Consider the following 12758-nt stretch of genomic DNA (forward strand, 5'->3'; position numbering starts at 1 on the left):
TCGTTATTTGGTAAACAGTTTCCGTTCCATATGAGTTAGAAACTCATAACCATCTGGAGTTACGACAACTGTATCCTCGATTTGGAAGCCACCAGCACCGAGCTCGTAATAAGGTACCTCCACACATAGCACCATACCGGGCTCCAGTATGCGCTGGTCACCCGGGGAGAGGGTCATATCGTCGTACAACTCCAAGCCGATGGCATGTCCGACATGCTGACGTCGGTAATGCGGAATTCCCTCACGTTGTACGCGAGACACCGCCGCATGGAATACTTCCGACGCCTTGACGCCAGGGCGCACTGTTTCGAGTGCCGTCTCCCATCCACTTTTAACCGCATCAAAATGCTTTTTCATCCAGGCGGTAGGCTCACCTGCAACAACCGTGCGACCTGTATCTCCCCAGTATCCTTCCAGCTGGAGGCAGAGATCGAAACGGACCTGATCTCCGGTCTCAATCGTATGAAAATAATTTTCGATGAGTGGTAATGCGCTGCGTGGCCCTGCCCCTACCGCTGTCATTGCCGGAGTTCCACCTGCTCTCATCACAGCCAGACGATAATGATCGGCAAGTTGCTTCTCATGAACACCTGCGGCAATCAGGTCAATTAGTTCCTGCTCAATCCGTTCATTTAATTGGGCAGCCTGACGCAGTTGCTCGATTTCAAAAGGAGTCTTGACCAGACGGATTTCTCGGAACAACTTATATGCGGGAATTACCGGTCTGTCAGGAACCTCTTCCTTGATTCTCGTCAGAATATCGGGAGCGATCCGCATCTCATCGATTCCAATCGGCTGATCTTCGATCTCAAGCTGTTTGAATGCTGCCTTGAGTGCTTCAACAGGACCTGGATGAATAACCGTCGTTTGCAGAAGAGAATAAAAGAGATCAATGTCGTCCGTGGAAGGTTTGCCTTCAATTGAACCTTCCACGAAGAAATCACTGTAGGCGAATATATCTACCCCCGTAATACCGAACTGGGCTACAACGCCTAACCGATTCGTCGGAATGACGATACAAGGCTTTGAAGATCTGTCGGCAGGTAAAACAGCATAAATCTGCATCGTCCAGTTGCTTGCACGCAGCTGGGACCCGATGACATAGTGAATGTTCTCTGGAGTAGTTGCAATCAGGGCACTTAGCCCCTGAGCTTTCATCACTTCTTCCGCCCGATCCCGATTCAGACCTGAGCTATGGGATAGATGCTGTGAATTATTCATTTTGATCCAGACCTCCTTTTGTTTTCCTGCGACCAAACAAACTCTCAAGTCCTGGTACAGAGCGCAAAACTAGTTTAATCGTCATAAATAGAGCCAGCGCAAACGCGATCAGAACGACAGACACAACAGCAATTGTTGGGTCCTGCCATTTCTCCATATACAGGAATAGCTGTATTGGCAACGTGTAGCTGTCCTGACGAAGCAGCAGCAGTGCAGCCTCAACCTGATCGAAAGTGAAGACAAAAGCAATTGACCCTGACAAAAGCAGGGATAGTCGGAGCTGTGGCAGCGTAATTGTGAAAAAGATACGCATCGGCCCTGCGCCAAGGTCCGCGGCAGCTTCCCGGTGAGCCGGGTGCAAATTGGCTAATGCACTGCCCACAAGAGTGAGCACGAATGGAAGTACAATGACTGCTTCACCCAAAATAAGCGCAAACAATCCGCCTGCAATATGCATTTTCGAGAATAAGATCAAATATGCGATACCCAGCGTAATTTTCGGCATAACCATTGGAGATACAAAAAATGCCCTTAACATTCCAGAACCCGGGAAGGGATACTGCACGATCGCTAGCGCAGCAAGTGTACCCGTAATCAAAGCCAACAGAACCGCCCCTGTCGAAGCAATGAGGCTGTTCTTGAATGCATCGAGAAACTGGGTCTGTTCACTCAGATTGGCATACCATTTCAAGGTTAGACCTTCTGGTGGGAATTTGCTGGCTGAACCCGAGCCTACAGATGTCAACATAATCATCAGCAGTGGCAACAGCAAATAAATCGCTACGGCGCCCACAAAGATATAGAGCAGCAGTTTGATGCCCCTGTTCGACTTAACCATACGCCTGACCTCCCTTACGGGAACGACGGAACATCAACATTTCCGCCCCTTTATTCACAAGCAACGAGACAACAATTGAAGACACAAGTAAGAACAGGCTGGCAACCGCAGCCATTGGCCAGTTGGTGTCCAAGGTACGCTGATATATAAATACCGGAAGTGTCATGACTCTTCCCCCGCCGATCAGTTGAGGAGTGGTGAAGGCGGTGAGACATAGCGTGAACACAATCTGTACCCCGCTTGCAATGCCTCTTGCCGATAAAGGCAGGGTAATGGTCAGGAACGTTCGCCAGCTGCCCGCTCCCAAATCTTGAGCGGCGGCCTTAAGGGAAGCATCACTTTGGGACAACACATTCAAGATCGGAAAGACCATAAATGGCAGGAAAATATGGACAAGCGCGACAACGACACCAGTCTCGTTGTAAATCATGCTGAATCCTTCATCGGTAAGTCCCAGCCGGATGAACAACCAGTTCATGAAGCCCTGTTTGGACAGCAACAGCTGCCATCCGTAAGAACGCACAACCGCGCTGACCAGTAGCGGAAGAAACGTGAGCAGTAACAACAATTGCTTCATGCCAGGCTTCTTTAGACCCGCTATGCAATACGCCAGTGGATAGGCAAGCAGGAGACTCCATAGCGTAACCTTGAAGGCAATGCGAAACGTCGTGCCAATCAACTTCCAATAGTAAGGATCAGACAGAAACGCACGATAGGCCCCCCAATCCCAGCCCCGAATAAGCTTTCCATTCTCATAAATATCAAAGCTATATCTGCCAAAGATCAGTAACCCGCCCAGATACACGATGCCCATCAGTACAAGAGCAGGCAACAGAAGCAGCAACCGGGTTACCCATGTGCGGTTTCCAAAGGAATACAGATTCACGATCCGTTCCGTGATCCGGTTCATATTCCTGCCCTCTGTACACGGTCATGCATGGGTTCGGATAACAAGAGCGCGTCCTCCGGTTCAAAGCCAATTTGTATTGGCTCACCTAGACTATAACGTGAGGCTCCCCGCTGATGCAGTACACTGGCCTGAACCAGAAAACCTTCAGCAATCTGCACACTGTATCGAATATTTGCTCCGCCGTATACCGCTTCAATCACGTGTCCATCCAGCTTGTTCACGCAATGAGTTGCATCTTCTCCGAGTCGAATATACTCATTGCGGATCGATAAGGAATGTCGTGCTCCCGCTTTCGGTACGGCATTGCCATCACTGACTTTCACCAGCAATGGCTTGCCGAAGCAATCCACCCGAATTCCATTCACATCATGCCCCAACACTTCCGTCTCAAAGAGATTGGTATCTCCAATAAACTTGGCCACGAAGCTATCGGCCGGTCTTTCATAGATTTCATCAGGGGTCGCGTATTGCAGCAGCTTTCCGGCGCGCATGACGCCGATTCGATCAGACATGTTCATGGCTTCGCTCTGGTCATGCGTAACAAAGATAAACGTTCCGCCGAACTCACGCTGTATGCGTTTCAGTTCACGCTGCATATCGAGACGTAGCTGCATGTCCAATGCCGAGAGAGGTTCGTCAAGCAGAAGCACTTCGGGTCTGTTGATCAGTGCGCGAGCAATGGCGACACGTTGGGCCTGACCACCGGACAGCTCGGATACAGCACGCCTGCCATAGTCTCCGAGCTGGACCAGATCAAGCATTTCACCTACCTGCCGTTTGATATCGGCTTTCGGTAACTTCTTCACCTTTAGCCCGTAGGCAATGTTGTTGAATACATCCATATGAGGGAACAGCGCAAGCTGCTGAAAAATCATATTGCTATTGCGTCCATAGGCCGGAATGCCGGTAACATCCCGACCTCCCAGCATAATGGTGCCCTGATCCGGTTGCTCAAGTCCGCCAAGCATGCGCAGCAGTGTTGTTTTGCCACAGCCACTCGGACCAAGCAAGGAAACGAATTCTCCCTTTTTCACTTGGAGTGTTACTTGATCAACTGCGGCTCGCTCACCATAAGTCTTCGTGACTTCCCTTGTTTCAATGGATATGGTCTCTTGTCCGCTGCTCATCTCTGATTCCCTCCCATCCATTCCGGGTTCAGAGCAGAACCCGGAATTATTGTGTGCCTGTCAACAATCCTTTTATTGAAGCTTTGTTTTCACCAGTCGGTCCCATAGTTCTTTCCAGGAAGAGCTGTTCTGTGCAAGCACATCCCAGTCTGGATTAATGCCGTTACTTTGCGTTTCCACGGAGAAGGAAGGATCATCCTTGTACTTGTCCGGAACTGCAGCTACCGTACTGGTTACTGGCGTCCCCGTTGCTTCTGCATATTGTGACAGCGCCTCTGCGCTCAACAATTCGTTAATAATTTCGTTTGCAATACGTGTCTGCTCAGGTGTAGAGCCTTTCACGACCTGAAGTGTGTACGGGAAAGAGATGGCACCTTCACTCGGATACGCTACGGCAAGTGGAGAACCGCCATCAATCCATGTCTGTGCCACCTGTGCACTGAATGGGGCAATGAGAGCATCACCTGATTCCAGCAGTGCCTTCAGCTGATCATTGGATGAAACCAATGTGCCAATCTGATCACTGCGATCTGCCCAGAACTGGAAGGCTGGCTCGGGATTTTCATAGGATGCACCAATCTCTTGACCTTTGGTAGCAATAAGTGGGGAGATATAGGAATAGAACATGTAGTCCCATAGCGCAGTTTTTCCTTTGAACTCCTCGTTATCCCATAGATCGTTCCAGCTGGTAGGCGGCGTTTTCACAAGGTCTTTGTTATACACCAGGGCGAAGCTCGAAACGCCCCAAACCACACCTTTATTGTCTGGCTCGTGGAAGGACTCTGGAATATCCTTAATATTGGTCACGATGCTTGTATCCAGTGGCTCCCACATGTCATCATTTAAGCCTTTAGCCGTCGCATCTGCATTGAAGTAACCGAAGTTGACGACGGGATTGTTGGCATCAGCCTGCTTGCCAGCGACCATCTTCGGGTACATTACCGAATTGGAGGATTCCTCAAAAGTGACTTCAACGTTGGGATGTTCTTTCACATACTCGGCAACCACTTCTTTCGGAACGACGTCTTGATTGGAACCAGCCCAGATAAACATGGTCAGCTTAACTTTGTCTCCGCTCGCTCCTGAAGATCCGTTCTCTCCGGCAGTGTTACTTGTACTGCCTGCTCCACCGCAGGCAGAAAGCACCAATGTACCGGCCAGTGTAAGTGAAGCAAGGCTGAGAAAGCGTTTTTTGTTTGATTTGAACATGCTAATTCCCCCATCCATGTAGTTGGTTTTATCGATAAGACAAAAACTAAATAGTCTCCATACACTTGATCAATGCAACCCTATTTTCTGGCGTAACCCTTCCATAATGTCGGATATCTCCCGTGGATCTACAGATAGGGAATCCTTATACTTCTCCTCTACAACTCCCATGGTCTGACGCTTCAGGTAGTCTCTGAGTGCAAGCGGAGCACGCAGCAATGCCTGATTCAGTGATACCTGCATCTCATCGCTCCATATGGTTTCAAATTGCTCCCGTGCCTTGCCATACGCGAATTCCTCCTGCTGCCGTGGTCGCTTGGCGCGCAGTTGTTCGGTATCTCTCTCGTTCAGCTCCAGGCCGTCAATCACAACACCGTATAACTCAAGGGCTTTCTCCGGGGATACCAGCCCACTTCTTACATCTTCCAGAACCAGACGTGAATCACGCTCAAATGGATCGCCATATCCGCCCCCGCCTTGCGACAGAAACGTAACCGTTTCTCCAGGCTGAAGTAGCAACTCATCAATTCTTCCCAGATGATCCTCACTTGCACGTCCAGCATTGAGAATCGCTTCTCCATGTGAACCTACACCGCCACCGAGCCTGCCCCAGGGCTGAAACTCCATACGCTCCATGTTTCTGGCCGTCATTACGGTATCGGGTGTTAGAATTCTGACGCACAGGTCAATTCCGCTTCCACCGCGGAAGGTTCCCGCACCCGCCGAATCGGCACGAAGGCCATAATGCTCAATCAGCACAGGCATCTCGGATTCCACCGTTTCCGCAGGGATATTCCGAAGATGACCGACGGCAAAATCCATGCCATCAATCCCGTCTTTCATCGGCCTTGCTCCCGAACCTCCGCAGATTGGCTGAATTACGCCCACCTTTTTCTTGCCATCGGATGCATCTGTCATCGCCATCATGACGATGCAGGCTTGTCCAGCTCCTGCCGCAGGGACCTTGCTGGCCTGAGCTTTCCCCAAAGCACCCGTGATGACGTCCATCAGCCGGATAAAGGTCGCAGCACGTGCCCCAACAGCTGCCATCGGCTCCGGGTTGAGTACGGAAGCAGGTGGCGCGTAATTTTGCACCATACGAATCATACCCGAATTCCATGGAATGGTCGGATCGAGCGTACGGAAATAACGAATGAGTGCGGGCACCAGCATGTAATGCCCCTGTTGGTTGTGAGTAGGAATATTGAATGAAGCTCTAACCTGAGGATCGGTGCCACTAAAGTCCAGATGAATGTCACTGCCCGCAATCGTCATTCTGCAGCGCAATCGGATGGGATATCCTCCTGGGCCTTTCTCAAGGTAGTCCCAGAAGTCATAGGAACCGTCCGGAATATCCTGCACGATGGCACGGGCCTTCAGCTCGGCATATTCCAGCAAATGTTCGATGCCCTGCTGGATTTTCTCCACGCCATATCGGGCAATGAGTTCCCCAAGTCTCTGCTCTCCCCGATTTAATGCAGCCATAAGCGCTTTGAGATCACCGAGATTTTGCTCCGGAATTCGGCTGTTGTCCAGAAACATGCGCAGAATCTGCTCGTTCAGAACACCGGCTTCATACAGCTTGACTGGTGCAATTCGAATGCCTTCCATATGAATATCGTAGGCGCTGGGAGATACACTCCCCGGTACCTTGCCGCCTACATCGGATGAATGGACAAAGCACATGCCGTAAGCGATGATTCGCCCTTCGTGAAAATAAGGCTTGATGAGATGAATGTCTGGAAGGTGTGTGACCATGCCTTTGGTGGAATAAGGATCATTGCATATGACGAGATCCCCTTCTTTCCAGTCTTCTATGCTGTTAATGGTCGCAGCAGCAGGAATGCCCAAGGACAGATTGTAACCCGTCTCCAGTGGCGACCCGAACGTTTCCCCTGAAGGAGATAAGAGGTAGGTTCCAAAGTCGCCCGTTTCTTTGACAAAAGCGGTGAAGCCTGTCCGTAAAACGACATTCGCCATTTCTTCCACGGCCGCCTGAATCCGGTTGTTGAAAATCTCAAGAAAGACTTTGTCGCCGATCATGCTTCCACCTCCCCAATCACGTTCCCGTGCACATCCCGGTATACCTTATATCCAGGTGGGATAAAGATCGTTGTATCATATTCCTCCACAATAATGGGCCCGGGAATGGGAGCATCCACCGATGGAATCTGTCCCCTTTTCAGTACTTTGGCTATCTGCTGTATATGGTCAAAAGTAATGATCCGTTCTTCCGTTTCACTCTCGTCGAATGGTAGATGTACCGGATCTACCGTGTTATGGGTAGGCAAAACACCAACAATGGTCGCTCGAAGACTTACAAACATAACCTCTGCCTCTGGCTGACTAATGCCAAACACGTTTTGGTAAGACGTATGGAATTTCATCCCTGCATTTTTTGGATCTTCAATTTCTTCCAATGTCAGCGTGACCTCCAGATCAAAGGCCTGTCCTTCATAGCGCATATCCGCACTGTATAGGCAATAAATATGATCCAGTTGGACACCACCACGGGCTTCCTCATCGACCCAGCTACATCCCTGGTTTTCCAGTTCAGTGAAAAGAGATCTTAACTCACCGGGCTCCAAAGTCTGGATGCTTTTGTGTAACGTATGAACGAAATCATTGCGAAGATTGGCAACCGTGCAACCCATGGCACACAGTGTTCCAGGAGATGGCGGGATCAGCACCCTGCCAATGCCTACTTCACGTGCCATCAGAAAAGCATGCATCGGGCCAGCTCCACCATATGCAAGCAACGTAAAATCGCGAGGATCAACGCCCTTGCGGGCCATTAGAGGGGAAAACTGGGCATACATATTGGCGGTTGCCACATCGAGAATGGCTTGCGCAGTCTGTTCGGCATTCAGCCCAAGCTTCTCTCCCAGATTGGAAAGAGCACGCTCTGCAAGTTCGGGATACAGACGCATTTGTCCGCCAAGGAAACGGTCAGCATGCAGGATACCGAGCTGTAGGTAGGCATCGGTGGTTGTCGGTTCTTCTCCCCCACGCTGATAACATGCCGGACCCGGATTGGCTCCAGCGCTTCGCGGTCCAACCTTGAGTACGCCTACGGAATCAAGCCAGGCAATTGAACCACCACCGGCCCCAATGGCTGTTACATCGACAGCAGGAATGATGACAGGAAAATCCCCAACTTTGTTCTCAGATGAATAAGCCGGTTCTTTGTCAATAAGGGCGACATCAACGCTTGTCCCACCCATATCGAATGTGATGACCTGATGAATACCAGCTCGTTCAGCGATATGGGTTGCGGCGATTACACCGGAAGCGGGCCCGGACAGGAGCGTGCGTACCGGCTCATTAGCCGCTCTGGCAGCCGTCATAATTCCACCGTTGGACATGGTCGACAGCAAGTTGGCTTTGAGGCCGTAAGCCTGAATCCCTTCTTGCAGACGCAGGAAGTAAGAGCCCATTCGTTCACCTACATAAGCATTCATAGCCGTTGCGAGTGTTCGTTCGAACTCACGCTGCTGTGGCCAAATGGCGCTGCTTCGGCAGATGAACAGTTGCGGATAACGTTCCCTGATCAGATCTTCCGCAAGCTGTTCATGAGCAGGATTCACATAAGCATGTAAGAAACTGATCGCCAAAGCGGTAACACCATCCTCCACCAGCTCATCCACCGCTTGCAGCAGTTGTTCCTGATTCAGTGGCTGGAGTATTCCCCCGCTCGCAATAACCCGTTCATCGACTTCCTTGACGCGATGTCTCGGTACCAGCGCCTCGGTCTTGTGACCATATAGATTAGTTGTATCCTCAAGTCGCAACCGGCGGATTTCAAGAATGTCACGGAATCCTTTGGTCACCAGCAGACCTGTAACTGCACCATTTCGTTCGATTAACGTGTTTACGCCGAGCGTGGTTCCATGCACAAACAGATCAATCTCACGAATGTTCACGCCACTCGCCTTGAGCTGATCCAGTGCGTTAAAAATCGCCTGTTCCGGAGCTGCCGCAATCGATGGCGTCTTCAGCGCCGCAATCACCTTGCCTTGATGGTCCATCACCAGCGCATCCGTGAAAGTACCTCCGATATCTATGCCTAAACGATAGTTTGTATCCACAAGCTCAACTCCTTTATCACCGGGTCTCATTCAAGGTAATGTTATTGGTTTTGCATGGCGAAATAACGTTTGACATCATCAATCATTTGGTTGATATGATTCACCATTGCCGCTTCAGCCTGCTCCGGAGAGCCCGCTATAATAGCATCCAGAATCTGCTGATGATCCACAACTAATTCACTTCCTACTCTCCGGCGAATATACGCGGTCTCCAGAAAATCGCGGCTTGTCTCCCACACCAGTTCAACCGCATGCAGAAGAATTTGGTTTTGCGCGGCATAAGCAAGCAATCTGTGAAACTCCCGGTCCTCTTCGTATGGTATAATATTCTTGGAAAGCAATTCATGCTGGTTCGCAATCGATGCTTGCAACAGAACTATGTATTCTTTCGAGGCACGCTGTGCTGCGAGGGAAGAGATCTCCCGTTCAAGAGCCCTTCTGGCTACGAGAACATCTAACAGAGCCTTTTCCCCAGAATGGTTCAGCATCTGAATTAACTGTGAATTCACACTTTTTTGCTGTAAATCTCTCTCCAACGTCTTGATTCGCTCTAGTCCCTGTTCAGTCAAAGTTCTTCCCTTGCGACCTTCCAGAACCGTAAAACCTTCAACATCCATCTCCATAAGCCTTCTTCCGATGGTTGCCTGACTCAGACCATACGTTTTGCCCAAAGTATGAACCAACGTACTGGCCCCGATGGGAGCGCTCGCGTCTCGAAGCTGCTTCAGCAGTTCGTATTCCAACTCCATTTCGTTTAGCTCAGGACCCACTACATATCCCCCCTCTTCGTTACTTAATTATTATTTAATCGACTTTTTCGTAGTTGTTACTCATTGATGATTAACGATAGTATAACTTGCAGACATCACAATTTCAATAATTCTCATCAAATTAGTGCGAATTATTTTTTCTAGCTATATTCTGTGCCTTTCTCATTCAAAATTTAAATAAAAAAAGAGCATTTCACATCCTTTATTCCAGCATTGATCTGGAGGGTGCAATCTGCCCTTAACGTAGCAATCTTTTAATCACGATGCGTTCACGTATGAACATATAAAGATATTAGGACTTGAGTTGTTGCAGCAACTGCACACGGTAGGCTTCACTTTCAAGAGATTGGATTTCCTTATATTCTTCGGCAGTAAGCACTTTAGGCTCCCCGGCTGCCTTTGCGATCATATATACCTTCGCGCTTTCTTCCACGACCTGGGTGCGGTAGTAGGCTTCGCGGAGGTTTTTACCCGTTGTGACCAATCCGTGATTGACGAGAATGAGTGCTGAATGTTCTTCTACCCTTGCTGAGACTGCATCGGCAAGGAGTTTCGTCGTTGGCAGAACATATGGAACGAACCCGATATCGCCCACCAAAGCCGACTGATCAGGGAACAAGTGTGGCAATTCATTGAAAACGAGACTGAGTGCGATCGTATATGCGGGATGCGTGTGCACAATGGCTTGGATATCAGGATTTACACGATAGCTGTACAGATGCATCAATACTTCGGAAGAAGGGCGTGTTGCTCCGACATGAGTCTCTCCTGTCTCGATATCAATGGCGATCCATTCGTCAGGCTCCAGATCCTCAAGTGCATAACCACTCGGAGACAATAGCATCGTTCCTCCAGAGCGAGCGCTCAGATTCCCACCGGGTCCTACCACCAACCCTTGAGCAACTGCTCTCCGGGCATATTTCGTTAACTCTTCCCTTACTTGTTGTTCAGACATGTTTTCTCCACTCCTCGTACTTTTCTTTTTAGCATTTTGCATCCATACTCATTTCATTGAATCTGTTCATTACTTTTTGCTTTGATTCAGACTTTGGTAGCTTTCATAAGCTTCCTGCCACAATTCTGCATCCTCTGGCTCATAGGTTTCGGGGGAGAAGGAAACAGACATAACCTCTCGAACCTCAGCCAAGCTACTTACTTCTCCATGTGCAAGGAATTGCAGCATGCAATTCCCGGCTGAAGTCGCCTCTGCCGGGCCTGCCACCACCGGAACACCAGCTGCATTAGCCGTGAACTGGCATAGTAGACGATTGTGCACACCGCCACCAACCATATGAATTACACCAGGTCTTGTACCTGTGATCAACTGCAATTCATCCAGCGTCTGCCTGAATTCCAGTGCAAGACTTTCCAGAATACACCGCACAATCGCTCCAGTCGTTTCGGGCACTGTCTGTCCGCTGAGCTTGCATTGTTGCCGTATTCGTTCAGCCATATTCCCTGGCGCCAAATACACACCATCTCCCGGCGATACGTAACATTGATGCGGCGTTGCCAAGGTAGCCAGCTGGACCAGTTCTTTATGTGTAAAAAGTTGATTCTCCCGTTCCCACTGTCGTTTGCATTCCTGTAGCAGCCACAGGCCAGAACGATTTTTCAGGGTACGTACTTTGCCATTCACGGTCCCTTCATTGGTGAATCCCAATGCACGACTTCGGTCATCCACTACAGGGGTATCACGCTCCACACCCATAAGAGACCAGGTTCCACAGCTGATAAAAGCAAAATCCGAATCCATCGCAGGAATCGCTGCCAAGGCAGATGCCGTATCATGTGAGCCCACTGAAATGACCTGCATCGGCCCAGTCCTTAATTCGGCGCATAAGTCATTCGTTAACTGCCCCAACACAGTACCGGGCTGAACGAGCATTGGAAATAATGTTTCCGGTATACCGAGACGCCCGATTAGATCTTCATTCCAACGCGCCTCGCCTGCATGCAACAGCCCACTGGTACTTGCAATCGTATACTCACAAGCCTGCTGACCAGATAGATAATAGTGAAATAAATCCGGCATAAATAACATGCGCACATCCGGATGCAAACCTTCGGCCTGCTCTCGTACACTGCCCAGCAGTTGAAATACTGTATTGATCTGCTGCGGCAGAACACCGGACATGGCATACAGTTCCTCTTCTTTCACAATGTGCAGAACTTCTTCCATCCACTGTGCATTGCGTGCTTCCCGATAGTGACGCGGGTTCGAGCACAACCTTCCCGCACCATCCACCAGTCCATAGTCCACTCCCCACGTATCTACTGCTATAGAACGGACCGATGGAGAGATGCCTTGCGTCCCTTTCACAATGCCTTGTTTTAATTCATGAAAAAGTCGCAAGAAATCCCAGTACAAACCGTCCCCCAGCTGCACGGGTTCGTTGTTGAATCGATGCACTTCTTGTAACGAGAGTCTGCTTCCATCAAAAGAACCCCGGACTACGCGTCCACTACCGGCGCCGTAATCGGCAGCAAGCACATGTGTTGCTTGATTGCCCATTCTTTCAAGCCTCCTTAACTCTACGCGATAAGCCGTATTTGAGTCTGAACACAGCTTTCAAGAGAACACCATGTTACCTC

Annotated in this window: 10 protein-coding genes; all 10 read right to left on the reverse strand. The window is 49.7% G+C overall.

The genetic code is table 11. From position 1 onward, the window contains the following. Positions 1-3 precede the first annotated feature (3 nt). On the reverse strand, positions 4-1221 hold the full coding sequence (locus OM416_RS02765; RefSeq protein ID WP_264926768.1) for a M24 family metallopeptidase: 1218 nt from the start codon (positions 1219-1221) through the stop codon (positions 4-6). Next, the gene (locus OM416_RS02770; protein WP_264926770.1) at positions 1214-2059 is read right to left on the reverse strand and encodes an ABC transporter permease; all 846 of its coding nucleotides are present in this window, start codon (positions 2057-2059) and stop codon (positions 1214-1216) included. The genes OM416_RS02765 and OM416_RS02770 overlap by 8 nt, the downstream gene beginning before the upstream one ends. Then, positions 2052-2969 carry an ABC transporter permease gene (locus OM416_RS02775; protein WP_264926772.1) on the reverse strand — a complete coding sequence of 306 codons (918 nt, stop codon included), beginning with the start codon at positions 2967-2969 and terminating at the stop codon, positions 2052-2054. Before OM416_RS02775 ends, OM416_RS02770 begins: the two co-directional genes overlap by 8 nt. Continuing rightward, complete coding sequence (locus OM416_RS02780) at positions 2966-4096, reverse strand: ABC transporter ATP-binding protein (RefSeq protein ID WP_264926775.1); 1131 nt, start codon at positions 4094-4096, stop codon at positions 2966-2968. The genes OM416_RS02775 and OM416_RS02780 overlap by 4 nt, the downstream gene beginning before the upstream one ends. 72 nt (positions 4097-4168) lie before the next feature. Next, a complete protein-coding gene (locus tag OM416_RS02785; protein WP_264926778.1) occupies positions 4169-5305 on the reverse strand; it encodes an ABC transporter substrate-binding protein in 1137 nt (378 codons plus the stop codon). Between the two features lie 69 nt (positions 5306-5374). Next, entirely contained in the window at positions 5375-7348 is a 1974-nt protein-coding gene (locus tag OM416_RS02790) for a hydantoinase B/oxoprolinase family protein (RefSeq protein WP_264926781.1), read from the reverse strand. Further along, on the reverse strand, positions 7345-9393 hold the full coding sequence (locus OM416_RS02795) for a hydantoinase/oxoprolinase family protein (RefSeq protein ID WP_264926784.1): 2049 nt from the start codon (positions 9391-9393) through the stop codon (positions 7345-7347). The genes OM416_RS02790 and OM416_RS02795 overlap by 4 nt, the downstream gene beginning before the upstream one ends. Before the next feature lie 41 nt (positions 9394-9434). Next, entirely contained in the window at positions 9435-10163 is a 729-nt protein-coding gene (locus OM416_RS02800) for an FCD domain-containing protein (protein WP_264926787.1), read from the reverse strand. A gap of 292 nt (positions 10164-10455) precedes the next feature. After that, a complete protein-coding gene (locus OM416_RS02805; protein WP_264926790.1) occupies positions 10456-11118 on the reverse strand; it encodes a class II aldolase/adducin family protein in 663 nt (220 codons plus the stop codon). A gap of 69 nt (positions 11119-11187) precedes the next feature. Beyond that, positions 11188-12678 carry a rhamnulokinase gene (locus tag OM416_RS02810; protein WP_264926792.1) on the reverse strand — a complete coding sequence of 497 codons (1491 nt, stop codon included), beginning with the start codon at positions 12676-12678 and terminating at the stop codon, positions 11188-11190. Positions 12679-12758 lie beyond the last annotated feature (80 nt).

Origin of the sequence: Paenibacillus sp. LS1, from assembly GCF_026013365.1 — a bacterium.
Classification (GTDB): Bacteria; Bacillota; Bacilli; order Paenibacillales; family Paenibacillaceae; genus Paenibacillus.

What these genes read in the sequence shown, in the direction of transcription:
- OM416_RS02765 (WP_264926768.1), bottom strand. Translation starts at nt 1,221, where the DNA reads ATGAATAATTCACAGCATCTATCCCATAGCTCAGGTCTGAATCGGGAT.
- OM416_RS02770 (WP_264926770.1), bottom strand. Translation starts at nt 2,059, where the DNA reads ATGGTTAAGTCGAACAGGGGCATCAAACTGCTGCTCTATATCTTTGTG.
- OM416_RS02775 (WP_264926772.1), bottom strand. Translation starts at nt 2,969, where the DNA reads ATGAACCGGATCACGGAACGGATCGTGAATCTGTATTCCTTTGGAAAC.
- OM416_RS02780 (WP_264926775.1), bottom strand. Translation starts at nt 4,096, where the DNA reads ATGAGCAGCGGACAAGAGACCATATCCATTGAAACAAGGGAAGTCACG.
- OM416_RS02785 (WP_264926778.1), bottom strand. Translation starts at nt 5,305, where the DNA reads ATGTTCAAATCAAACAAAAAACGCTTTCTCAGCCTTGCTTCACTTACA.
- OM416_RS02790 (WP_264926781.1), bottom strand. Translation starts at nt 7,348, where the DNA reads ATGATCGGCGACAAAGTCTTTCTTGAGATTTTCAACAACCGGATTCAG.
- OM416_RS02805 (WP_264926790.1), bottom strand. Translation starts at nt 11,118, where the DNA reads ATGTCTGAACAACAAGTAAGGGAAGAGTTAACGAAATATGCCCGGAGA.
- OM416_RS02810 (WP_264926792.1), bottom strand. Translation starts at nt 12,678, where the DNA reads ATGGGCAATCAAGCAACACATGTGCTTGCTGCCGATTACGGCGCCGGT.